The following is a 25,203-nucleotide window of genomic DNA, read 5'->3' as shown; positions in this document are numbered from 1 at the left end:
TTGAGGCTTATTCACTTCGTTTTCTTAATTCTTGAATAACCTTGTCCGTAATATCTACAGTAGGGCTGTACCATATGATACCTGCGTTATGCTCATAGCTTAAAACCATTGTGTAGCCTTCAGATTCTGCAACGCGGCGGACGGATTCGTATAGGTTGCTGTAAAAAACATCATCATTGATAAGATTTTTTCTGAGCATATTAAGTTCGTCATTGGAAGCCTTTACATATTCCATCAATAAGGTTATCTTGCTTTTTATTTTTTCTTCATATTTCTTTACTTCAGCTTCCTGTCCGTCGGCTTCGGCACTAACTTTTTTTTGCCTAAGCTGTATAATCTCGGATTCAAGGATCTTCTTTTGATTTTCAAACTTTTCCTTCTTTTCCTGATAGTCCCTCGCCGCCTTTGCATCACGCCTAAAGGTGTCAAAGATAAGTCCCGTATCTATAACTGCAAAGCGGGTAATCTGCTGTGCATAGATTCCAAGAGACATCAATAACATAACAATAATAATCAGGGTTCCTTTTTTATTCATACTAACCTCCTATAAATTGGGTATATTGAATGAAAGAACAAATCTCCAGTCGGCACCTTTTCCGTTGCCCCATACCGGTTTTCCGTTTACAGATTTAAAGGTATTTGCAAGCATCAGACGCAGAGGAAATTGGGGTATTGAAAAGCGCAATCCCGGGCCGAAACTGAAATAATAATCGTTTATGCTTAAGGATTTTAAATCCTGCAAGTCCTGTTTGACAGCTATAGCATCAAAGAAAAAGTCGAAAGATAAAATTCCGTGAGCTAAGGGCCATCTAAATTCTATCCAGTTATTTTGCATAACCGTTCCTGCACCTTGCGTGCCCATTCCAATCCAGCCTCGTCCTTTAAAGGCCCCGTCAATATAAAGCTTCCTGTCAAAACTGATCGGCTGTTTAGCAAGAGGAATTTGGAAGGAAAATCCCGAGTAAAAACCTAGAACAAATTTTAGATTCCAGATGTCGCTTACGGGGTAGTCTAAGAGTGTAATATAAAACTCACCCTTTGTATCCGACTGAAAAAAGTACTCATCTTCAATTTTTGGAAAAAGACCATAAAAACCTATTTCCTGACTTAAAAACCATCCCTTAGAAGGATCATATGTAAGGTCTCTGTCATCTACAGACAGCTTTATCTTTAAGGAGTTGCTTAAGCCCCATTTTGCTTGTTGCTTTCTGATTTTTTCTTCGGCAGGTCTATACAGCATACTGTCATAAAAATTCTTTACAAGACCGAAATTTAGTTCTCCTCTTAGAGTGATAATTGCAAATTTAGGAAACCACCTGTATCCCGAGTTCATACCTAAACCGAATTCGAGACGTTCATATTTCATTTTAAATGCATCGGATAAAGATGGGTTTTTATTAAATTCTTCCATAGTTGTATGAGGGTCAGGAACATTGTTAAAAGGATAAAGTATATCCTGATAAGTATATAGATTTTTATGAGATACCGAAAAATTAAAACCTACCGAAAGAGGCTTACCTAAAAACCAGTTTTCAGTGAGCCCTAAGATTAAGCTCTGTGTATCGCTTGCGGCATTGACACTAGCCGATAGTTCTCTTCCTGTTCCAAATAAATTTTTTTCTTCCCACTGTGCAAATACAGACATAGGAAAGGTATCAGGATCCGGCGAACCTGAAAAAGTAACACCGAATTGAATCCCTGCCGTCGATTGTTCCTCAACATTGATGACAATATCCACAAGATCAGGTTCCGAACCCTGTAAAACATCGGGTAAAACGGCCGAAAAATATCTTAGGTTCGCTAAGTTTCTAAAACTATTTATCAGTTTTGTTTTAGAGAATACATCCCCTTCCTTTAATAGGATTTCTCTTAAAATAACATTGTCTTTGGTTTTTGTATTCCCTTTTATTATTATATTTTCTACATGGCTTCGTTCGCGTTCCACGATTATAATCGTATAGGAAACTTCTTTAGTTGAAGTATTACGGTTTTCTTTTTTATCGATATAATTTCCGGTATAACCGTTTTCAAAATATAGGTTGGCTACATCTCCAAACCCTGTTTCAAATTTCCTTAAATTAAATACATCACCCTTTTTAAGCTTGAATTTTTCGCTTAATTCCTTGGTTGAAAAAATATAGTTTCCTTCAAAGTCTACTCCTGCATAGGTAAACTGTTCTCCTTCCATGATTACATAGGTAAGGGTAATTTGATCTTTTTGCGGATCGGATTCGGTATCTATATCTTTTTTTATGGTTTCAACATGGGCATCTATATATCCGTGCTCTCCATACAATAGCTTAATTGCATTTTTATCGGCTTGCAGGGCATCTTCTCTAAAAAAACCTTTTTGCAGTAACCATGCTTCTTTAGATACAAGCACCTTTTTTAAAGCCTTTTCGGGGAATTTTGAGTTTCCTTCAAATAGTATCTTAGTTATAACGGATGTTTTGCCTTCTTTTATAAAGAATTCGACATTTACACTGTTTTTTTCTTTATCTTCAGAAGTTTTACTTGATATTTCCGCCTTTGTAAATCCTTTTTCGATATAAAAGTCTTTTAAGGCTCTTTCGGCATTCTTTATATTAACTTCATTAAAAATGTCGCCTTTTTTTACCTTGATTGCTGAAAGTAAATCTGCTTTTCGGATATTGTTATTGCCTGTAAATACAATATTATTTACGGCAGGTTTTTCTTTGACTATAAATTCCAACAATACGTATTGATATTTTTCGTCTGCCGGTATTGCCTTAGGAACGATATCTGTAAAATAATCCAATGCATAGATTTTTTGTAATATTTCCCAATATAGCTCATCGGAAAAAGGCTTTTTTTTGTATGATTTGAAGATTTCATCTAATTCTGAGCTGGCGATATTTTGTAAACCTTTGAACTGAATCTCTAAAACAGGTTTTCCATTATACCATCCTTCAGGCTCTTGAGCAAAGCAATTTAAAGCAAATAAGATTAGCATAAAACCTATAATTTTTTTCTTCAACATTTTTATCCCCTTAATCAATAAGAAAATTTCCATGATAGTGTCAATCCTGTATCTGATACAAACAGAGAATCGAGGTTGCTCGGAGCTATGTGCCATCTAAGCTGGAAAAACGGAGTATTCATTTCAAAACCTATTTCCGGTTGAAACAGTAAATTCTCATAAACCGATTTTCTAACAACATCTGTTTTTGCAGAAAGCGGATCGTAATAGCTAAGATGCAGCATTGCATCTGCGTATATGGCAGAACCGAAATACTTACCAATGTAAACACTTGTATTATCAAAATAGTTACCGATTGTCAATGGCTTATCCTTTGAAGATCTAAATAAATTTTCCAAAATAACATTTTGTATAAGTAGACTTCTTAAGGAAAATACATCTACATGTAGAAAGTCTCTGACTTCTTGTTCAACTTTCTTCATGATACCTATATTTGTTAAAATATCCGAGGTATTGCGGAGCGTTTCTTTTAAAATGTTGCCGTTTTTCAAATCTCCTAAGGCAACCTGCCCCATCAAGTTCATTGTATCGGAATCCGACATAGCCATTGGGGGGGAGGTTGTGATTACCGGTCTAAACCGTTCAAGGTCAAGATGCTGATCTTTTGCCGTCAAATTTATTGTAAGGGGCTGGCCGTCGGCCATTTTATCCTTTATTTCTGCTCTTACCGATATTATGGGTTCAATTTGCTGAAAAGGCGAGTTAAGAATTTTTAATTCTCCTTCTTTTATATAGAAGTTTCTTTTTATATAGAATATTTCGCCTGTACGAATTTTTGCAGATCCCGACATTTCAAATTTTCCCGTACTTGTATCGAGGTTTAGGTTAAAAGGCTCATTTTCGGTATAAGCTAGGGCTCTTAAAACAGGTAATTCCGTTGATGGATACCTAAATTCGGATTTTTTCCCCAAATTTAAATTTAAATTCATGTAAAAAGCGGGGTGGATGCTGCCGGCTGATGTTCGTTCGCTTTGTTTTTGCAGATCTGCAAACGGAACCGAAAAATAGCCCTTATCGAAATATGCATCGCCTTCAAGGGTAATAAGTTCAGGGTTTATTTCAAGTTTTATTTTGCCTTCAGCTCTTCCGTCCGCATGAAAGGCTATATTTTTTGTTTTTATCAAGGCCTGTGTATTTTCAAGAACTCCGCAGTTTACAGTGGTATAATATGGAATCCATCCTATAAATTCCGATGAAGCCTCACCCCATAGGCTTCCGATTTTTCCATGTAGAATAGTATATGGTACGGATATAAGGGTTCCGTCAAATTGTATGGGAATGTCGACAGGGCCATAGGTATCGGGAGAATAGCCCGGCGATGTGCAGAAAAGCTCTTCTCCTTTAAGGGTTCCGTAAAACAGAGGATCTTTTTGAGTGCCGCTTATTTGGAGATCGCCTTGAACATTGCCGCCTGAAAATTTGATAATATTATTATTGGGTATAAGGTTTATTACCTTTGCAAGATCGATACCTATATTTGATACGGAAAGATTTATATTATCCTGTGACAGGTTACCATCAATGTTTAAATGGAACGGCAAAGATTCGTCTATATGGAGGGACACGAGCCCGTCATCTGTTTTAAAACCGTATATTTCGTCATTGTTACCGGCATACAGGGCTATAATATTTGGTTCTTTTACCAATGAAGCCTTGATGCTTCCTTCTCCTTTTTGACCGGCGAGGATCCAATCGGATATTTTCATGTCAATATTAAAATGAGAAGTCAAACCGATAGTGTTTTCGATTATGTTTTGGCTTTCCGTATTTTTTTTATCTGCCGTAGAGGTAAAATTAAAAGAAAAAGAAGCTTTTGTATCCGGATTTTCTTGATTGTCTTGCTTTTTTGTTTCTGCTTCATATAAAAATGTAAGAGCACCTTTTTGCTCTGAAGGATTTATAAAAGCTTCAATATTATCAATCTTATGGATTCCCCATTTAAAGGATGATTCGTAAAGATTCATCTTATCGTTATCGATAAAGGCAGATGCCTTTCCCTCAAGATTTTGACCGTTTAGATTAAACGATATATTTTTTACGTCGGCTTTTACCGAAAGAGAATCCTTATTCCCCAAAAATATAAATTCTGCGCCTATTTTATTTTCAGGTTTTTGTTTTTTAAAAAAACGGTTAAGAGATATATCCTTTATATTACATGTTCCGTCAAAGTAAATTTTATCCGAAAGCGTAAATAGTGAATTGAAAATAAAGCTCTCAGTTTTATTTTTATCTAAGAGAGAAAGATTAGTTGCATATTGACTAATATTTTTATCTGAAGAGGGAATTAAATTAATAGCTGCAGTGCCTTCAAGCTGCTTATTTTTTATTCCTGCTTTTACGTTATGAAAAAAAACTTCTGTAGGTTTTGCATAGCCTTCCGCATAAAATTCAAGGCCTTCATCGGTTTTTGTAATATCGGTTCCAAGATATTCCAATTTTGCATAATTGCAGGTAAGCTCCCAATCTTTATTATTGTCATATTCAAAAGAAGTATCGGCAGAAAAAAGAGAATCGATAAACGGCACGGGAAGTTCTTTTACCTGTATAGTTCCTTTTAATTTTTTTTCGACATTCTTTAGAATATTTACGTTTATATCATAATCTCCGTAAATGCTTATCATTTCATCAGTCAAGAGGCCTGAAACCTTATAGCTTATATCGTTTAAGGTTAAAAGTGAATCAAAAATCATACTGTCTTTTTCAAAGGCTGAATTTATGTTTCCTCGTAGATTCATATTATTAAAAAGAACATCGATGTCGCTTATGTTAAGAGAAGATTCATTCCCTTGCAGAGAAAACAAGCTGTAAAATCCGTTTTTAGATTTTGATGCAAGAACAGCCTGTATTATATTATACGAAAAGTGTTCAAAGTCGCTTGATATATAAAATTCGCTTGTCATTTGAACGGGTGAGATTGAAGTCTCCAATAATTTTTGCATAGGTACTGTTAATTCAGTAACAGAAACCGCTCCATTGTAAATGTTTTCAATACTTATGCTGTCTATAGTTCCATGAAGCTCTAAATAACCTTTATTTTTGCCGGATGATCCGTTTTTTGAAGGATGAGTCCATGTTCCGTCAATGCTGAAACCTCCGCTAGGATCTTTTCCGGAAAGATATATATCCGTTTTGCCCGTTTTTTTCTCAAATAAGCCCTGTATGTTTTCTAACGAGGCCTTTCCGATATCGGCACGGGGAATTTTTAAAAATATTTTATTTTTATTTGAAGAGACGTTTAGGTTCATAGCCATATTTTCGCCCGATGGTAATTTAAATTTTGAAATATTTAAATAAAAATTAGGTAAAATTTCTTTTATTTTGTAAGAGCCTTGGGCAGATAAATTTATATCGGAGTTAGTTAATTTTAAGTTTTTAAGGTTTATAAGGTCGTTGTTTCCATCGGCTTTAAAGCTGAGTATGGATTTTTCGATTTTGTTGCCGGCTATTTGAAATTTCGGCAGTTTAATCGAAAAAGCCGTATCCCACAGGAGTTTTTCAGGCCTGGCAAAGGTTAAATTAAACTGTCCTGTAAAAGCGGTATCCTTTAATTCTTTAAGAATATCCATTCTTTCGGAAGAGGAGACAACTGACAAAGGTTTTAGGTCATTACACTCAAGATTTATGCTGCCTGCATTTTCAGCCAGATTCCAAGAACCTTTTACGTCAATAGGCTGAATATCTTGCATGGTTGTAATGGATGCCGTCTTGTCTAGGTATGATGCAAATAGAGAAAATTTATCGATATAAATATTTCCCAGTCTTATATCCGAAAAGTTTAGTATCGACGAGGCCGACATATTGCCGGGATAAAACGAACCGTTTATATTTATGAGTGTGCTTAAGTCCGGAAAATTTGTTTGCATAAAATTACTATATCTAAGATTTGAATTTATATAAACGTCAATTTTACCGGAATCCAACGTAAGTTTTCCGCTTGAGGTATAAAAATCTATATTTGAATTTTTATTGCTGTAGTTTAAAGCAATATTTTTTAACTCGAGTTTTATGGGTTTTGTATTTTTAATTTTTTGTGAACCCGCTTCAATAATTGTCGATATATCTAACGAAGATTCGGTACTCTCATCTTTCTTTCGATCTTTTACCGTTTTATCTACGGCATTTTCTTCAATGTTTAATTTCGCTAAAATATTTTTATTTTTTTCAATGTTAAAGTCTATAATTCCGTCATAAACGCCTAAGGAGGCAATTACGGATGTAAAATCTTTTTTTATTAGAGAGATAAGTCTGTAGTCTATATAAAGTAACGAAAAATGAGCTATTTTTTCGTTTGTTGCAGCGTTGTAAATAGTAACATCCCGTATTTTTATTCTATCAAAAAAGGAAGGTGATATGGATTCATAGGTGATTTTTATTTCAAATTCGTCTTCCACAGTTTTGATAAGTTTGTCCCTTACATATACCAGCTGCTTTTCCAGTGCTTTGGCTGCCGGATAAAAAACTATCAATGAGCTTACAACTATTGCGAGAAAAACGATAATTTCTATTATGCGCCTTTTTTTTATATTTTCCACCAGCCTACTATTATATCAAAAAAAAAAATGTTATGATAGGCCTCATGATATTACCCAACTTTGTTGTATTTGAAGGTATAGACGGCTCAGGGACTACGAGCCAGATAAGGCTTTTAAAGGAAAGGTTTGAGTCTGAAGATAAGAGCTCCCTTGTTTCGTTTACACAAGAGCCCACATCGGGCCCCATAGGAACTTTAATCCGTTCGGCTCTTCAAGGTTCGTTTAAGCTTGCCCCTGAAACGATGACCCGTTTATTTGCAGCTGACCGCTGCGAGCATATTTACGGCTTACAAGGTATTCTTAAACAGGTAAATGATGGAAGGGCCGTTTTTTCGGATAGGTATGTTTTTTCGAGCCTTGCCTATCAAACTGCTGCAGGAGCTGCCGATCTTGCAAAACTTCAAAACGATGGTTTTCCCCTGCCTGAATTTCTATTCTTTTTTGATCTGCCCGTAGATATTTCCATGAATCGGGTAATGGGGCGCAGTAATGTTCTCGAAATATACGAAGAAAAAACTTTTCAATACAAGGTTCAGGACGAGTATAAGAAAATTATAGATGAGTACAGGCTAAAAGAACCCAATATGAACATAGTCATAATTAACGCTGTTGAACAAATTGAAGAAATTCACGAGAAATTATGGAGTATCCTAAAAGATTTGCCGAAAATATAATCGATGAAAAGGCGATTCTTCTTTTTTGTAATTTTATGTTTTTTTATTTTCTCCGGTCAGGTTTTTCCTTATTTTGTAGAATATAAAGAGCAATATTATAAGCTCTACCATATTCATTACGAGCAAGATCCCGATGATATCGTCGAAAATATTTATTGGCTTGAAAGGGCTATAAACGCCGATTTTTGTAATCCCCTCCATGCTCTAGGAAAGATTACTACCAAAAAAGAATGGGAAAAATATCGGTACATGTTTATGATGCACCTCAACCTTAAAATGGTCGAGCAGCATTTAAGATTGGGAAGTAAATACGATAAACAGGCTGCATACTTTTACAATTATCCTTGGAAAGAACAAAATATAGAAAGCCTGTCTAAGGCCGAAGAATTCTATGAAACAGCCCTTGTTTATTGGCATGAAGCGAAGCTATGGGCGGAAAAAGCCAATATGAGAGAATTCCAATTCTTATTTTTAGACAGCCTTCCTTTTTGGGAAAATGAAAGAGCCCGCATTGCTTCCGGAGACTTAAACTATGAGAGGACTATAAAAAGGGAGCTTCTCCGTCTTCAAAAGGTCAGAGAGGACTTTATGAATATGGACGATAGTACTTACTGATTTTTACTATTTACCTATTTACATATATTCATTTGTTTGCTAATATGGTATATATGGATAGGTGTTTTAAATTAAGTCCTTCGCTTTTAAGTGCGGATTTTTCAAAATTAGGTGAAGAATTGGCCTTTATAGAGAAGCACGGCGGCGATTGGGTTCACATAGATGTTATGGACGGGCAGTTTGTGCCTAATTTAACCTTTGGAGCTCCGGTAGTAAAATCTATACGCCCCTGTTCCAAGCTTGTTTTTGATGTGCATCTAATGGTTAATAATCCCGAAAATTTAGTCTCGGCCTTTGCAGATGCAGGTGCGGATTATTTTACCTTTCATGCTGAAGCATCTATTCATGCAGACAGACTTATTGCCGATATCCGTTCTCACGGGATGAAGGCCGGAGTAAGCATCGTACCGAGCACGCCCGTCGGAATACTTGAAGAAATAGCTCCCCTGGCCGATCTTATCTTGGTTATGAGTGTTAATCCCGGATTCGGAGGACAAAAGCTTATACCTTATTGTTTAGAAAAAGTTAAGCGGCTAAGGTCATTACGCGAAGAAAAAAACTATAATTATTTAATTTCTGTCGATGGCGGGATCGATTCAAAAAATGTGGGGTCGGTTATTGATGCCGGTGCCGACGTAATTGTGTCCGGTTCAGCTTTCTTTTCGGGAGATTTAAGAATATGAAAAAAATTTTAATTTTATTTTTTTTACTTTTTACTGTAAATGCCTTTACACAAAATTACGCCGATTATATGTCATCCGGCTTAGATGCCTATGCCCGGTCTGACTGGTCGTCTGCTCTCTTTTCTTTTCAAAAGGCAATGGAAGTTTCAAAAAATTCTTTGGATGAGCCGCTATATTGGCTCATAATGGCAAATGCCTCTGCCCGTAATTATACGGTTGCCCTAAACGATATTGAGACTTTTTTAAAACGATTCCCAAACAGTTCTAAAGCCGCAGAGGTGATTTATCAACAGGGAAGAATATGCTGCCTGTCTGCAAAGCATGATCAGTCCATAAATATTTTATACGGCTTTTTAAGAAAATATCCGAACCACAGACAAACCGCCTCGGCTTATTACTGGATAGGAGAAAATCTCTACATGGTAGGACGCCTAAAAGATGCAAGAACTATTTTTTCGCGCGTTATAATAGATTATCCATCTTCAGCCAAGGTTGAACCTTCCCGATATAAGATAGCCCTTATAGATCAAGCTTCTACACAGGATGAGCTTTTAAAACTTTTAAAAATAAGTCATGAGGAACTTTTAAAGCTTTCCGAAGAATCGGAAAAAAATAAAAAAATTTATGAGCAAACGATTGCTGCATATCAGAGGCAGTCTTCCGATGCCGGCGGAGATATGAGAATTGCCGAGCTTTCAGAGCAGCTAAAAATGGAAAGGAAGCATAATGAAGAACTGCATGACCAACTTGTAATGCTTGAGTTAAAAAATCAAGAGCTTTTGGCAACCTTAGCAAAAATGGATGCTAAATACACTTCAGAGATGGCTGCGGATGGGGAAACTCCTGCTGCAGATTACTCCGATCCAAAAGCCAAACGAGCTGCAATTGAGGCTTTAATAAAAAAAGCTAAAATTTTGCAGAGTATGTATAACCAACTTCTGGAGGGAAACGGTCAATGAAAGTAAAAAGATATTTTACGATTTTATTATTAGGTTTGACAACATTTTTTTTACATGCTAAATCACTGCCTGATTACGAACTTTTAAAAGATAATCTTAAGTTGGTGGTTTTTAGAAAGACGGGAAATTTTTGTCTTTATAATCTTTCTATCAGAGGAAAGGGAAAATATACTCCTCTTTATGATGATAGGTCCCTAGGCCGTACCAATAAATTCTATGTTTATAAGGATAATAAGGTCTATGAATTAAAAAAGAGAGTAGGAAAGCCCGTTACCATTGAAGCTGACGGAGATTCAATAAAAATCGTATATGATTTTGATGATTCTTTTTATGTTACTCAAAAATTATCGTTTACAGAACAAACTTACGGTACCGGCGGCCCTCTTTTAAAGATTGAAACTATAGTTGAAAATACAAGCGGTAGTACGGCAGAATTTGCATTAAAGGCTCTTTTTGACACTAAGCTCGGAGAAGACCGAAAAATTCCCCTTTATACCGATTTAAGAACGGGAATTTTTAGAGAAACGGTTTTAGAACCTAAATTTGAAAAAGATTCTGCCATTATTTCTGCAAATTCCGATTTAGCCTGTTTATTTTTACTCAATCATTCCGAAGCCAAAATACCGGCTCAAATTTATGTTGCCAACTGGGAAAGACTTCAAAGTATTAAGTGGCTGCCTAAAGCAGTTCAGGGAAGATTATTTAGTACCCAATATTCGCATAATGATTCAGCCTTGCTTTTTGTTTGGCCTAACGAGGTATTGGAGAACAGTGACAGCTTAAAGGTAACAATGTTTATAGGTTGTTATGACTTTTTACGAAAGAAAAACACTTCTGTAAAAGAGGATGTGTCCGATAAGACTAATAGCCCTGTTCCTCAGGATAAAGCCGAACCCCCTAAAAATGAAAAAGATTACCAATATATACAAGCCTTATTGGATAAAATTCTTGAAGTTGAATCAAATCCCGATATGGCTTCCGATGAATATATTGAAGATTTAATAAAACAGACAGATAATGCAATACAAAATATACAGGAATAAAAAATGGCTATTTCCGTTGTAGATCAAGGTAAAAAATTATTATCTAAAAAGAAATACAATGATGTTATCTCTTTATTGGAGCCTCATGTTGTTGAATACAGGGACTCTTTTGCCTTTCATTTTTATTTAGGTTTGGCGTCTTTTCATGTAGGTGATATCCAGGGTGCTATGGATTATTTTTTAAGAGCCAGACAAATAAAACCGACGGATTCCGACTTGCTGTCAACCTATGCTGCTATGGCCTTGAGACGCTCTCTTACAACAGAGGCCGTAGAATACTATTTACAAGCTCTTGAACACAACCCTAATTGTAAACTTGCAAAAAAAGGTTTGGACATTATTCGCAAAAATAATTCGCCCGAAAAATTAGGCAATTTTGTTCAGTCAGGTAAAATAAAAACTCTTTTCCCCAGACCGGGGCATGAAGAAAAAAAAGGAAGAAGTATTGCCGTTGCTCTTGTTTTAGGTATTTCGATAATTTCTTTTGTTTTTATTGTGCCGTACATAACTAAAACAAGGAATTTTTCAGACAGCGGAAGGGCTAATTTAGAAGAATTTAAATTGGACAGTAATGAAAGAAAGTATGCTGTCGACATGGAAGGCTCATATATTTATGTATTGACTCAAAGCCAAATATTAAAAGCGTATTCGGATGCTCAAACCTATTTTAATGCTCATAGAGATAATGCTGCTCAAGTTGAGATAAACAGGCTTCTTTCATCTAATGCTTCTTTTTCGATAAAACAAAAATCCAGGCTTTTGATGGATTATTTTGAAGAGCCCGGCTTTGATAATATACAGGATATTTATTCTTATGCTCAGGTAAAACAGGAGCCCCTTCTTTATCTTGATTGCTGGGTAGTATGGAAGGGAATGCCTGCCAATATACAAACCGGTACATATAGTACAGCCTTTAACCTTTTGGTCGGTTACGATACAAAGCAAATCCTTGAAGGTGTTGTTCCTGTTTTTTGTGATTTTGTGTCAAAAATAGATCCGGATAGACCGGTAAATGTATTGGGGCAAATAATTATAAAAGACGGTACGGTTTGTCTAAAAGGAAAGGGAATTCACCAAACCCAAAAGCCGGCTGAAAACGACTAGAATTTTATATGGCGGTTTTCTATTTTTTCTCCGTCTCCGGCAAGATTACAGGCCCTGTCCAGACAGTTGTATAATTCTCTTATGTTTCCGGGCCAGTTGTGAAAATTAAGTTTTGCTTGTGCCCTGTCGCTTATAGTTTTTTCTGCCTTGGTAAGATAGGCTTGAGCGATGTATTTTATGTCTTCTTTTCTGTTCCGCAGAGGCGGTATTTCATGGTGCAGAACATGAAGTCTATAGTAGAGGTCTTGGCGGAATTTTTTTTCGTCAATCATTTTTTGTAAATCTTCGTTTGCCGCTGCTATTAAACGGAATTCAACCTGCTTTGATTTTGTCGAGCCGACGGGTCTTATAAGACCTGATTCCAAGACATGCAGAAGTTTTGCCTGGATATCCGGTGAAAGGGTTTCCATTTCGTCTAAAAAGATTGTGCCGCCGGAGGCTTCAAAAAAAGCTCCTTCTTTTTTAACTGCGCCGGTAAAGCTTCCTTCTTCAGTGCCGAACAAAAAAGATTCTGCCAATGATTCCGGTATGCAGCTGACGTTTATCGGCAGGAATTTTTTGTTTTTGACCTGAGATAGCCTATGTATTAAATTTGCTGTCACCCCTTTTCCTACTCCTGTTTCTCCGGATAGGAGCACCGGCAGGTTTGAGTTGGCTGCTCTGTAGATAAATTCCCTAAGCTCGCAGATTTCCTTACTGATGCCGATTATTTCTTTTTTTATTATTTGTATATTTTCGTCTTCTTTTGTGTAGGCCGGTGTTTTTTCTTTGCACAGTTCTTCCGGAAAGAAATTTTCTATTTTGTCGTATATCCCCTTAAAATCTTTTGGAATTTCAAAAACTTCCGATACATGGGAATTTAATAGATTGTATTGTAAATCATTTTGTTTACAATGTATTATAATAAATATATGAATATGTGGAAATTCGTTTTTGATTAATTCAAGGGTATCGGGTAGAAAAAGGCCGCCTGATTCTGCATCGATAATTACAAAATCAAAATGTTTCTCTTTTAAAATATCTACTATTTTGCTGCTGTCAAAGGTTAAAGATACATTCCACAAACTCCCGACTTCTTTAATAAAATGCTTAGCATCTTCTTTTGAATATGCCGAGTAAACGCAATCTTTCATACCGCATTTTAGCAAATTTATTTTTTTCTTACAAGTCTGTTAAAAAAAAGCCCCTCTTTTTAAGAGGGGCTTTTCTGAAGTCTGTCTGAAAGACTTATACTTCGTTTTCAGTTTGACTATGGTTATTTTCTTCTTCTGCGTAATTTTCTATATGTTCAAAGGTTTCGGAATCTTCAAAATTGTCATCCTCCGGTCTCCTTGAATGACTGACCGTTAAATTCTTGCCTCGGTAATAGCTGTTGTTGAGTTTTTCGATAATAGTTTCAGCTTCATTCTGCATAACTTGTACAAAGCAGTAATTATCCAAAATTCTTATGTCGCCGATATGTTCACGTGAAATACCGGCTCCCTGAATCAACAATGTTATAATATCTTTTGGGAAAATTCCTCTTTTTCGGCCTACACCGATAAAAAGACTTGTTGACTCTTCTTCTGCCAATATGACTTTAGGCCTTGACGGTCTTGCAGAGTTTTGTTTAAAGGTACCTTTTCCTAAGCCGTTTCTATTGTCTTTTTTATAAATGCGGCTGCCTCCGATTCCCGCTTGCTTAATAAGGTAGGCGGCAACATAAGACCGCATCGTGAGCGGGACTGCTTTTTTAAAGATTCGGCGATATAAGTTTAATTCTTCAGGACTTTCCTGTGTTTTGATCGCCTCGATAAGATCTTTTAAGGAAGAAATTAATTGTTCTTCATCTTCAATTCTAATTTTGTTTGACACGATATATCTCCTAAAGGGCTATATTGCCATATAATCGCTTTTTAGGCAAGCCCTTTTAATGAGTTTTTTATAAAATCGACAGATTCCTACAGGGGGTTATTTTTCCAATTTATAGTTGTATTTGCTTACGCCGTCGGCATCAAATATTTTTTTAAATCCGTGCTTTACTAAAATTTCGGCTGCGGCTCTGCTTCTTCTGCCGCTGCGGCATATAACAATTACATTCTTTTCTTTCCAATCGGAAATTTCCGAAATTCGGCTTTCTATTTCTTGTACGCTTATATTTATTGAGTAAGGCACATGGCCTGCCTTATATTCATAGTCTTCACGGACATCGATTACAAGATACTTTCCCCGTTCCGTTTCATCGTTCAAAATTGCTTCCAGCCGGGAACCGTCCATTCTGATAATATTTTCTGTAGATTTTGCATTACATGAAACCGAAAAAATCACCATAAGTAAAAAGCTTAAAAATATACATGTTTTTTTCATCATCATACTCCTTGATTTGTACAAATCTACATAAATTCATATAATATGTCAAGATTTATTATTTTTTTATCATAAAAATGTGCATAAAAATTTGCCTGCTTTTCTAAAATTCAAAAAAGGTATATACTAAAACGGTATAAAAACCGTAAATGACGGTAAAAATCAAAGAGGTGCGTTATGGATTTATCTTATAAGCAGAAATCTGCTTGGGAAAATTTGACTAAGGCTGAACTTTCCGAGTTAGGGAAGCTTTCAGATAGTTATTTGGATTTTTTAGACAATGGAAAAACCGAAAGAGAATGTACTGTAGAGATTATAAAACAGGCTAAAAAGCATGGCTTTAAGTCTCTTGAAGAAGTCGTAAAAAGCGGTTCGGCAAAAAAAGGAACAAAGGTTTATCTAAACAATAAAGAAAAATCCGTTGTTTTGATGGTTTTGGGTGATGATATTACTCAGGGTATGAATATTATCGGAGCTCACATAGACAGCCCCCGTCTCGACTTAAAGCAAATGCCTCTTTTTGAAGAGTCAAATATGGCTTTTTTAAAGACTCATTATTACGGCGGTGTAAAAAAGTATCAGTGGACTACGATTCCTCTGGCTATTCATGGGGTTATCTTTACAAAAGAAGGGAAAAAAGTTGATATTTGCATAGGCGAAGACGAAAAGGACCCTGTTCTTTTTATAAATGACCTTTTGATACACCTTTCAAAAAAGCAGCTTCAGGAAACAATGTCTGAGGGTATAACCGGCGAGCAGCTTAATATTCTTGTAGGAAATCAAAAACCTTCTTCGAAAGAAAAAAAAGACGATAAAAAAGAAGAGTCAAAAAATCCGGTAAAGGACAATATCTTAAAAATCCTTAACGAAAAATACGGTATTATTGAGGAAGATTTTAGGGTTGCTGAGCTGGAAGTTGTTCCGGCAGGAAAGGCCCGAAATGTGGGTTTTGACAGTTCCCTCATTGCCGGTCACGGCCATGATGACAGGGTTTGTGCTTATACAAGCTTAAAAGCTATTTTGGAAGTAGAATCTCCAAAAAGGACTGCTGTTGCTCTTTTTGCCGATAAGGAAGAAATCGGTTCCGTAGGAAATACCGGTATGCAGGCTCTCTATTTTGAAAATATGGTTGCAGAAATAGCTGCCTTAAACAAAAACTATAGGGATATTGATGTTAGAAGGGCCTTTGCCAATTCATATATGCTTTCGGCCGATGTTTCTGCAGGTTTCGACCCTGCCTTCCCCTCCGTTTTTGAAAAGATGAATTCTGCCTATATAGGCAACGGTATCTGCATCAATAAGTATACGGGTTCGGGCGGCAAGGGCGGCTCAAATGATGCCAATGCAGAATTCTTACAAAGAATAAGAAAAATCTTTGATGATAACAAGGTTGTCTGGCAGACGGCTGAGCTCGGAAAAATAGATGCCGGCGGAGGCGGAACAATTGCCTATATTATCGCAAAATACGGTGCCGAAGTTGTAGACTGCGGTGTTCCCGTTCTTTCGATGCATGCTCCATTTGAAATTTTGAGTAAGGCCGACCTTTATATGGCCTATAAAGCTTATAGAGCTTTTTATAAATAATAATGCACATTTAACAATAGTATGTAACTTATGATTATCAGTTTTGTTGGATATGTGTAGTTTGATTCCGTAATCCTCCTTCGTACGGAATCGGACTTGCCCGCGTAAGCGGGCTTTTTTTTATAAACAGCCTTTTATAGTTTATAAACCAAATATTCACTTTAAAAAAGCCTTAAAAAAAGGGCCGTATTTCCTCACGTAAAAATCTAACCCAAATGATATGCGTTACTCAAGTAAAAATCTAACCGTAGCTATGTAGACCACCTCTGTGCCATTGAAATAAGTTTGCTTTGTAGCTCTTGCGTTTTATCAATCAGCTGTTGTAAATCCAAGCTATCTTTCCTACATTGCAGCTCATTTTTTTCAGCATCGCTTATATCAGAGCTTTCCATAAGCCTACGATACGGTGTCTTAGCTTCATCATATTTCTTTATGACCTTTGCGTCTACCCTATGCTTTGAAATAATCTTCATTGAAGGAAAAAAGAAGTTTACAAGCATGTTATATTGCTCATAAAGGTCAGCCATAACGCTTCGTGTCTCCTCTCCCTCAAATCGATAGTAGCCAACAATGCGTCTTACCACACTGTCATTTTTTTGTTCAACAAAACAATTATCATTTTTTTTACATGATCGGCTTCGAGTGAAGATCACATTATTGGTGTTGCACCATTGTAAAAGCTGTATATTCTTAAACTCGCTTCCGTTGTCGCTATCAATACCTTTCATCTGAAACGGTAAGTTTATTTTCACATCCTCTATCGCTTCTTTTACCCATCGGTGAGCTTTGTTTAAAAGGGCTCTATTTTCCGTCCATCCTGAATGAACATCAGTGAGGGTAAGTGTGCAAATATACTGTCCTTTAGTACTTATACCACAGTTTGCGACAGTGTCAACCTCAAAAAAGCCCGGTTTGCGTTCATCCCAGTCGAAAAAGGTGCGGATTGGAATGAGCTTATTAAGATTCTTTGCAGGCCGTGTTGTTGAAATACCTCGGATAGAATGTTTTGGAATTTCAGGCTTGAGAATCCTACCGACCGTTGCACTTGATATGCGAGCGAGTTTTGCTTTAAGTTGTTCAGAATAGCCGAACTTTTGAGCAAAGTAATCGATATTATCACGTATAAACGGCACGAGCCGTTTTGAACACAAGTACATCGAAAAAATCCACAGCCGGATGACTTGCTCTTGGACGTCTTGACCGTAGTATTTTTCATAGTTTCGCTTTTTTCGTGTCTCTTTAATGATCTGCACACTTTTTTTGGCAGCGTTGTTAAAGTGTGTTACTTTTACGTATGCACTATTTTTCAGAATATGAATTGCATATTTTCGGTTGTACTTGATAGTTGCAACAAACTCATCGAGGATTTTCGTCTTTTGTTTCTTTCCTGCAGTGCAGTACCGTTTAGCCGTTTCCTCGGTCAGCTTCTTTTTCATTTTCATATCTAACCCCATTTTGCCCTTCCTTAGGGCTTCTATTTTAGGTTAGATTTTTACGTGATGAACAGCTTTTTTTTCGGTTAGATTTAACTTGAGTCAATGCGAGGGCTTTACAAAGTTTTATTTTTATGATAGAATAAGCCTTCAATGAGCCGGCGTGGTGAAATGGTATACACGATAGACTCAAAATCTATTGGGGGCGACTCCGTAAGGGTTCAAGTCCCTTCGCCGGTATTTGTTTAACCGTTCATTTATATGAACGGTTTTTTTATCGGTACAAATAGAACCGCTTAAAAAACATTATTGCCTTTTGAGAATTATGCCTATCGGTAAATGATCCGAATAGCCCTTTCCTGAATAGACGGAATACTTATCGGGTTTTCCGGAAGTATCGGTCAGCGGTTTTAAGTTAATTACGCAAAAAAAGCTTAGATCGAAGTTTTTCCCATCGCTTAAATTATCCGAATAGAAAAAATGATCGATTCCTTCCCAGCTTTCCTTGTAAAAATAGCTTCCTGCGGGTTGACTTCCTTCTTGGGCTGCTGCCCGATAGGCTTCAATATTCCAGCAGTTGTCAAATTCGGATAAAAGAGAAAATTCCTCCAGAGTCTGATTAAAGTCGCCGCATATGATAAAGGGCGTTTGAGGCTCTGATGCTTTTAATTCTTTTAGTCTTTTATAGGCCTGTTCTTCCTGCTGCCTCCGAATGGAGTCTGTATCGGAGTTTCCTACCTTGGACTTCCAATGAACATTTAAGAGCACCAGTTCGTTATCCCCCGTAGAATTGCCTATCCGAATTCTGGTTTCAATCAGGGGCCGCAATGACCTTTTGCCTGAATATACATTAAAAACCTTTGTTTCGGTTATAGGAAATTTTGAAAGCAGGGCAGTGCTGAATGCCCCTCCGTTTTGGGGAGGAATAAAGACTGCGTATTTGTATGAGTTATTCATCGGGAGAATTTTACAAAAATCATCTATAACGGCACGGCTTTCTATTTCCTGTAAAACAAGGATATCCGGTATGGCCTTTTCCCCTAAACCAAGGGCAAGACATGAAAGATTAACAGCCTCTTTTAGCCGGAAAAGCCTTTCAGCATACTTTTCCTTAGACCATTTTGTCTTTGAACCCTTGAATTCTTTGAATTCCCGGCCGTCCTCTACGGCATCAAAAAAGGTCTGTGCATTATAGCTTACAATCGAAATCTCATCTTTTCCGATGTTTTGTAAGCGGAATACATTTGTACATCCCGTGCAGGCGCACAAAATGAAACAAAAACATATAAAAATAGATAAAGTCAAAATTTTCCTTAATTTTTTCATAACTATCACCTCTACTATTGTTGTATGTTTTTTTGTAAAAGAATATCAAAAATACTAAAAGAAAATATATTTTTTTTCAAGTAAGTTCTAATAGAAAATTGAATGTGTTGCCTAGTTTAATTTTGGACTAATTTATGCTATACTGTCAGCTATGGAATATCAAGTAACAGCGACACGGAGGCGGCCTCAGCGTTTTGAAGATTTGCTGGGTCAGGAATTCGTTGCCGCAACATTGCAAAAATCGATTGAGGCAGGTAAGATAGCCCATGCCTATCTTTTTTCGGGTCCGAGGGGATGCGGAAAGACAAGTTCGGCCAGGATTTTGGCCAAGGTGCTCAACTGTGCCGAGGGACCTAGGCCTACGCCTTGCGGCCATTGTACCTCTTGTGAGGAAATTACTGCCGGTTCGTGTTTGGATGTAATCGAAATTGACGGTGCTTCAAATACGAGTGTAAATGATGTAAGACAGATAAAAGATGAGATTTTATTTCCTCCGAATTCGAACAGGTATAAAATTTATATAATTGACGAAGTTCACATGCTTTCGACAAGTGCCTTTAATGCCCTATTAAAGACGATAGAGGAGCCTCCTCCTTATGTCGTGTTTATTTTTGCGACCACCGAAATTCATAAGGTTCCGGCAACAATTAAAAGCCGCTGTCAGCAGTTTAATTTTAAGCTCGTATCGATAGAGATACTAAAGCAGGCCTTGGCAGATGCCGCTGCAGAGCTGGGGATAAGTGCCGATGATGAGGCCCTTTATTGGATTGCCCGCGAGGCAACCGGAAGCGTAAGGGATGCTTACACTCTTTTTGACCAAGTTGCAGCCTTTTCGGACGGGCATATAACCTTTGAGAAGATACACGAAAAGCTCGGCCTTACAGGCGTCGATTCAATCAATAAGCTTGTGTCGGCCTGTGTTGCAAAAAACGGTCAAGAAGCCCTGTCTATCTTGGACGGAATTTTGCAGGGAGGAATCTCGGTCGAGCAGGTAGTTTCGGATTGTGCGGATTATTTTAGAAGCCTTTTACTTGTAAAGCACGGTATTACAAAGGAAGCTCTTATCGGGCAAAGAGCCGACCGCTTTCCGCAGGATATCCTGCAAGGCTGGGAGGCTGTGCAAATAGAAAGAGCCCTAAGTATAATGCTCCAACTTTTTAAGGACCTAAGGTTTTCTATTGATCAAAGATATGAGTTAGAGCTTGCCGTTTCGCGTCTTTCTTGGCTTGGCGATTATGTCTCACCTGCCGATTTAAAAACCGCCTTTGACGCAGCTAAGAGCCTTATTTCAAGCCGAAGGACGGATGTTGAAACAGGAAGACCTCTTCCGCATCGCGAGGAAAGTCGGCCTAAGGAGTCTCCGCGCCCTTTTGACAATGCGGGCAGTTTGACCGAACAATTTAAGGCCGTTTTAAGACGGGACAATAAATTGGACGTGTTTACCGAAAAAAAAAATGAAGAGAAACAGCCGGTTTCAAATAATGTGCCTTCAGATAATGTTTCTTTTGAAAAAAAAGATGAGGCACAAGAAACCGTACTTCAGACTGTCCGCAGTGTAGAGAACGCTTTTAATAATGTAGAGGAGTTAAAAGAACCTTTAATTGAAGCTCTTTTAGAAAAGAGCGGGATATTGTCTTCTGCTGTAGGTCAAAGTAAGGATTGGATTTTAAAAGAAGACAGCCTTACACTTTTTGCCCGCAGCTCGTTTGACTATACGCTGATTCAAAAACAAAAGGATACGGTTATCGACTCTATTTCTGAAATTACAGGAAAAAAAATTAAATTAATTTTAAAAGAATATATTCCGCCTCAACCGGAAAATAAAGTTGAGGAGACGGTTAAGGAACCGGAAAAAATCCGTACCATAACTGATGTGTTTATGGGAAAAATAGTTGAATGTAAGAATTTGATATCAGAAAGTGAAGAGGGAGAAGAAAATGAAGTTCAAAATGTGCAAAATCCTGCTGCAATACAGGAACAAAACTCTTAGAGATTTAAAAAACAAAGAAAAAAAGCCGATAAAATTTTTTGCGGCTTTATGCCTTTTTTTATCGATAGGCTTATCATGTTTTTCTGAAGAAATAAAACGAGGTATTTTAGACCTACGAAATGCCGATTTTAGGTCTTCACCGATTTTAACATTAAACGGTGAAACGGGCTTTTACAATAATAAGTTCGTTTTTTCAAAAGAGGATATTGAAAAAGCCGAAGTATTTATTCAATGTCCTATGGACTGGAACAAAGCTGTTCTTTCAGACGGAACAAAGCTTTCAAATTTAGGAAGCGGAACCTATACATTTAAAATTTTATTGCCGCAAAAAGCTCCTAAGCTTACCTTAAAAACTGCGTCCCCCGTTTCGGCCTGGGCCTTTTTTGTTGACGGAGAGGAAGTTATGAGGGCAGGTAATCCTGCTTCTTCAAAAGAAAATTCAAAAACCGGTATGGATGATATTATCTATGATATTCCTCATGGCCGTACCGAAATTTATATTGCAATTCAAGTTTCAAACTTTGCCCATTCACGCGGAGGAATTTATCATCCGATCAGTATAGGCACTAAAGAAGCTATGGAGAAATCGATTTTAGATAAACGTTTTGTAGACATCTTTGTTTTTGGTTTCTGTATTGCAATAATCTTTTATCACTTGGCTCTTTTTATCTTTCATCCTAAAAATAAAAGTCTTTTGTTTTTTATATTTTTTACTTTAGTTGTTGTACTTAGAAATCTTGTGCTAGGATATGCATTCAAGTATATCTTCCCTTCAGCCTCGTGGGAGCTCATCACAAAGTTGGATTATCTTACTTTTGCATCTGTAGGATTTTTTATATTCACATATTTTAGATCTCTTTATAAAGATGATACGAACGGTATTATCTATAAAATCATATCGATAGAAGCTCTTGCCTATTTTCTGTTTATCTTAGTTACACCTGCATACATTTACGGAAAATTGATTACATATCACCAAATAGTCATTCTTGCAGAGGTTTTTTATGCTTTTTATTTTGTGATAAAACTTTTAATCAGGAAGAGGGTAGGGAGTATTCCGATTTTTGTCGGTGTTCTGTTTTTAGTCATTTCATCGATAAACGATGTTCTTTACAGTATGATGCTTTCTAATGTAGGAAACCTTTTGCCTTTCGGATTTTCGGGATTCTTGTTCGCCCAAGCTTTTTGTCTTGCTTGGAGAAATTATCTTGAAACTAAAAAAGCTGAAGAACTCAGCTCTATGCTCATTGCCTCGAATAAGCAAAAAGGTTTGTTATTTGATGAAATAAAAAATACAAGCGGTGAACTAAAACAACATGAAGTTACTCTAGCGGAAAATATGGACATAGCTGAAGATGCAATGAAAAAACTTTCCGGATATGCCGAGTCTGTAAGACAAGAAATTACGGTACAAGATGGAGAATTAAGAGGAACTCAAACCGCTACAGACAGCCTTAATTTATTTTTGGAGAATATTTCGCAAGGAATTGAAAATCAATCAAGGGCTGTAGAAAATACTGTTTTACAAATAAAAGGGCTTAATAATTTAACGAATGATTTATCCGATAAATTTAAGACAATAAATGAAGGTTTTGCTTTGCTTTCAGATGCCAGCAAAACAGGCAAGGATAATTTGGCAAAAGTTACTGCAATTATAGGAAATATCTACCAAAGCTCCGAGGTACTTCTTGAAGCTAATCAGCTTATTACAGCCTTGGCAGAACAAACCAACCTTTTGGCAATGAATGCAGCTATAGAAGCGGCTCATGCGGGTGATGCGGGTAAGGGGTTTGCCGTTGTTGCCGATGAGATAAGAAAACTTGCAGAAGGCTCCGCATCGGAGGCGGATTCTACCGGCAAGATATTAAGCCGAATAAATAATACCATTCGGCAGTCGGCAGAGGCTTCCGGAGTACTTCAAAAAAGCTTTGACGATATAAATCAAAAAGTTTTTGATTTTCAAAATATTCTGGCTAATATTTCAAGCTTCATTTCCGATGTAAGCTCTCAAACGGAGAAAATGGATTCGATTATGAACACTCTTTTAGAAGAGTTTACTAATGTGCAAAAAGAGAAGGATAATATCAGCCGAACGCGTTCGGATATTTCAAACAGTTTTAAGAATCTTCTAGATGCGACGGAGCAAGTTAATTCTGAAATTTCAGAGATGCTGAACAGTATTAATACCTTGGATCAGGCTATTGTAAAAACCAGAGAGGTAGAATCTCAAACAGGTTCTTCAATATCCAAGTTAAATGTTCTAATTAGAGAATAAGTCAAAAGAACAAAAGCCCCAAGAAAATTCTTGGGGCTTTAATTTTACGGTTTGACATCCTTTAAAGGTTTTTATCCATTGTAAATGAAAGTTTTGAATACTTAAACGATTCCAACATCAAATCGGAAAGATATTCTTTTGTTCTTTTTAATACATGCTCTGCTGTTTTGCGGTTTTCTTCAGTTAAAAATTCGCTTAAAGATTTTGCAGGTATTTTAGCCGCTGCGTCGGTAATCTCTTTTACTCTGGCTCTTCCGTAACTTTGCATTTCGATAAGATAGGCATTATTATCATCCTTAAATGCGGAGTAATGGGCTTCAACAAAATGGCCGATTAGCTTAAATAACCAGTAAGCATTATCGGTAGAAACCATACGGGTCATTCTTTTATAGGCCGTCGGAGTATCCAAAATATTTGTAAAAAACGGAATATACGGAACAAATGCTGTTGTCCCGAGTGCCAGCCACTGTATTCCTTCAAGCCTTTTTGGAGATTTAGGTCTTAATTGTAAAATATGGGATTCGGCTGTACGTGAAAGAGAAATACCTCTAAAGCGTGTTTTATTAAACTCACTATTGCCTATGCCGATAGGATCAAATTCCGTTTCATTATAGTGAGAGCTTAGTATGTATTCGACATCTTCAACCGAGATAAGACGGTTTGCTTTTTGGATAAAAGGAATATCGTTGGATACCGGAGATTGCTCTATTTCGGGATTAAGATATTTTTGAGCAAACCAAGCTCTGGGAGTGTTGTAAACCCTGTCTTTTTCGCTTGATGTTCCAAAGATATGTCTAAAGTTAAAACCATCCCTGTCAGGATTCAGCTTATGCTCATTTACAAATTCCTTGATACCCTTTGACCACATATAATAATCGGGCTTTTTAAAATCGATTTTTTCGATTGAAACCTGATTTGGAGCTACGGCATAGCAGTCATCGGGAATTCTTACGGCAACCCAATGATGTCCGCAGGGAATTTCCATATACCAAATCTCATCGAGGTCGGCAAACAAAATACCGTTACCCTCTGCAGAACCGTATTTTTCGATGAGTTTTCCCAAATAGCTTACGCCTTCCCTTGCAGAGTTTATAAATGGGAGAACGATGTCGTTGATTGCATCTTCTGCAATTCCGTTTTTTACCAACGGGTCATATGCAAGTACCTTAGCGTTTCCGTAGACGCTTTCGGTAGAGCTCAAGGCTACGTTTTTTTCGTTGATTCCCGCTTCGCCGTAAACGCCTTGGTTTTCCTTATCATTCGGATAAGCTTGCGGAACGGAGGTGTAGCGGTATGCTTTTGCAGGGAGGGGAATTTCCACGCCTGTGTTTTTAGATTTATAAATGCGGTTTGCTTCGTTTACCGCCTTTTCTAAAACAAATATTTTGGGGCTTATTGCCAAGTGAAAATCCTCATTTCTTGCAATGAGAATTGAGCCGTCGATGCTGGCTTTTTTGCCTACCAGCACTGTTGTACAGTCGGTATGTGCCGAAAAAGATTTTACATTATTCATATTTTTCCTCATATGTTAAATTATATTTACAAATAAAACTATACTCTAAAAACGATATTTTTGCAATATTTTTCGTAAAAACTATTGACATTTTTTTTTATTTTTGATAGAATGGCTAAACCTTA

The 25,203-nt window shown here is 36.9% G+C and carries 18 protein-coding genes and 1 tRNA gene; 10 read left to right on the top strand and 9 right to left on the bottom strand.

Annotation, left to right across the window (positions count from 1 at the left end):
- Positions 1 to 7 precede the first annotated feature (7 nt).
- From TDE_RS12260 to TDE_RS12250, 3 genes are read right to left on the bottom strand one after another with little or no spacing between them, the layout of a single operon-like run.
- Entirely contained in the window at positions 8 to 535 is a 528-nt protein-coding gene (locus TDE_RS12260) for an OmpH family outer membrane protein (RefSeq protein ID WP_002667237.1), read from the bottom strand.
- A 9-nt stretch (positions 536 to 544) separates the two neighbouring features.
- Positions 545 to 3,034: an outer membrane protein assembly factor BamA gene (gene bamA, locus TDE_RS12255; RefSeq protein ID WP_002680586.1), complete on the bottom strand. Its 2,490-nt coding sequence runs from the start codon at positions 3,032 to 3,034 to the stop codon at positions 545 to 547.
- A complete protein-coding gene (locus TDE_RS12250) occupies positions 3,016 to 7,533 on the bottom strand; it encodes a translocation/assembly module TamB domain-containing protein (protein ID WP_002680585.1) in 4,518 nt (1,505 codons plus the stop codon). Before TDE_RS12250 ends, bamA begins: the two co-directional genes overlap by 19 nt.
- Before the next feature lie 32 nt (positions 7,534 to 7,565).
- On the opposite strand from TDE_RS12250, the gene tmk reads away from it, so the two are divergent.
- The 6 genes from tmk to TDE_RS12220 are packed head-to-tail and all read left to right on the top strand — an operon-like array spanning position 7,566 to position 12,611.
- Complete coding sequence (tmk, locus tag TDE_RS12245; protein ID WP_002680584.1) at positions 7,566 to 8,207, top strand: dTMP kinase; 642 nt, start codon at positions 7,566 to 7,568, stop codon at positions 8,205 to 8,207.
- 3 nt (positions 8,208 to 8,210) lie between these two features.
- Positions 8,211 to 8,822: a hypothetical protein gene (locus TDE_RS12240; protein WP_002680583.1), complete on the top strand. Its 612-nt coding sequence runs from the start codon at positions 8,211 to 8,213 to the stop codon at positions 8,820 to 8,822.
- Positions 8,823 to 8,875: 53 nt separating this feature from the next.
- Positions 8,876 to 9,505, top strand: a complete 630-nt coding sequence (gene rpe, locus TDE_RS12235; RefSeq protein WP_010957271.1) for a ribulose-phosphate 3-epimerase — start codon at positions 8,876 to 8,878, stop codon at positions 9,503 to 9,505.
- Positions 9,502 to 10,464 carry a tetratricopeptide repeat protein gene (locus TDE_RS12230; protein ID WP_002667244.1) on the top strand — a complete coding sequence of 321 codons (963 nt, stop codon included), beginning with the start codon at positions 9,502 to 9,504 and terminating at the stop codon, positions 10,462 to 10,464. The genes rpe and TDE_RS12230 overlap by 4 nt, the downstream gene beginning before the upstream one ends.
- Complete coding sequence (locus tag TDE_RS12225) at positions 10,461 to 11,507, top strand: hypothetical protein (RefSeq protein WP_002680579.1); 1,047 nt, start codon at positions 10,461 to 10,463, stop codon at positions 11,505 to 11,507. The genes TDE_RS12230 and TDE_RS12225 overlap by 4 nt, the downstream gene beginning before the upstream one ends.
- A 3-nt stretch (positions 11,508 to 11,510) precedes the next feature.
- On the top strand, positions 11,511 to 12,611 hold the full coding sequence (locus tag TDE_RS12220) for a tetratricopeptide repeat protein (protein ID WP_002667248.1): 1,101 nt from the start codon (positions 11,511 to 11,513) through the stop codon (positions 12,609 to 12,611).
- Here TDE_RS12220 and TDE_RS12215 read toward each other — a convergent pair.
- From TDE_RS12215 to TDE_RS12205, 3 genes are all read right to left on the bottom strand, one after another.
- The gene (locus tag TDE_RS12215; RefSeq protein ID WP_002680578.1) at positions 12,608 to 13,744 is read right to left on the bottom strand and encodes a sigma 54-interacting transcriptional regulator; all 1,137 of its coding nucleotides are present in this window, start codon (positions 13,742 to 13,744) and stop codon (positions 12,608 to 12,610) included. The two genes, TDE_RS12220 and TDE_RS12215, sit on opposite strands and share 4 nt — an antisense overlap.
- 94 nt (positions 13,745 to 13,838) lie before the next feature.
- Positions 13,839 to 14,465 (bottom strand): DbpA RNA binding domain-containing protein, encoded by a 627-nt coding sequence (locus tag TDE_RS12210; RefSeq protein ID WP_002680577.1) that lies wholly within the window; start codon positions 14,463 to 14,465, stop codon positions 13,839 to 13,841.
- Between the two features lie 96 nt (positions 14,466 to 14,561).
- Positions 14,562 to 14,957 carry a rhodanese-like domain-containing protein gene (locus tag TDE_RS12205; protein ID WP_002673674.1) on the bottom strand — a complete coding sequence of 132 codons (396 nt, stop codon included), beginning with the start codon at positions 14,955 to 14,957 and terminating at the stop codon, positions 14,562 to 14,564.
- 177 nt (positions 14,958 to 15,134) lie between these two features.
- On the opposite strand from TDE_RS12205, the gene TDE_RS12200 reads away from it, so the two are divergent.
- Positions 15,135 to 16,541: an aminopeptidase gene (locus TDE_RS12200; RefSeq protein WP_002667252.1), complete on the top strand. Its 1,407-nt coding sequence runs from the start codon at positions 15,135 to 15,137 to the stop codon at positions 16,539 to 16,541.
- A 251-nt stretch (positions 16,542 to 16,792) separates the two neighbouring features.
- Here TDE_RS12200 and TDE_RS12195 read toward each other — a convergent pair whose 3' ends face one another.
- Complete coding sequence (locus tag TDE_RS12195) at positions 16,793 to 17,995, bottom strand: integrase catalytic domain-containing protein (protein WP_002680575.1); 1,203 nt, start codon at positions 17,993 to 17,995, stop codon at positions 16,793 to 16,795.
- Between the two features lie 136 nt (positions 17,996 to 18,131).
- Between TDE_RS12195 and TDE_RS12190 the strand changes: the two genes are divergently transcribed.
- A tRNA-Leu gene (locus TDE_RS12190) sits at positions 18,132 to 18,214 on the top strand.
- A gap of 66 nt (positions 18,215 to 18,280) precedes the next feature.
- Here TDE_RS12190 and TDE_RS12185 read toward each other — a convergent pair.
- Positions 18,281 to 19,300, bottom strand: a complete 1,020-nt coding sequence (locus tag TDE_RS12185) for an endonuclease/exonuclease/phosphatase family protein (protein ID WP_002680574.1) — start codon at positions 19,298 to 19,300, stop codon at positions 18,281 to 18,283.
- A 151-nt stretch (positions 19,301 to 19,451) separates the two neighbouring features.
- Between TDE_RS12185 and dnaX the strand changes: the two genes are divergently transcribed.
- The gene (gene dnaX / locus TDE_RS12180) at positions 19,452 to 21,290 is read left to right on the top strand and encodes a DNA polymerase III subunit gamma/tau (protein ID WP_010957269.1); all 1,839 of its coding nucleotides are present in this window, start codon (positions 19,452 to 19,454) and stop codon (positions 21,288 to 21,290) included.
- Positions 21,238 to 23,565 carry a methyl-accepting chemotaxis protein gene (locus tag TDE_RS12175; protein ID WP_002680571.1) on the top strand — a complete coding sequence of 776 codons (2,328 nt, stop codon included), beginning with the start codon at positions 21,238 to 21,240 and terminating at the stop codon, positions 23,563 to 23,565. The genes dnaX and TDE_RS12175 overlap by 53 nt, the downstream gene beginning before the upstream one ends.
- Positions 23,566 to 23,626: 61 nt before the next feature.
- On the opposite strand, the gene TDE_RS12170 is transcribed toward TDE_RS12175, so the two are convergent.
- The gene (locus tag TDE_RS12170; RefSeq protein WP_002680570.1) at positions 23,627 to 25,078 is read right to left on the bottom strand and encodes a C69 family dipeptidase; all 1,452 of its coding nucleotides are present in this window, start codon (positions 25,076 to 25,078) and stop codon (positions 23,627 to 23,629) included.
- Positions 25,079 to 25,203 lie beyond the last annotated feature (125 nt).

Source organism: Treponema denticola ATCC 35405, from assembly GCF_000008185.1.
GTDB classification, from domain to species: domain Bacteria; phylum Spirochaetota; class Spirochaetia; order Treponematales; family Treponemataceae; genus Treponema_B; species Treponema_B denticola.
Note: the sequence above shows the minus strand (reverse complement) of the source record. Positions and strands in the feature narration are given on the sequence as shown.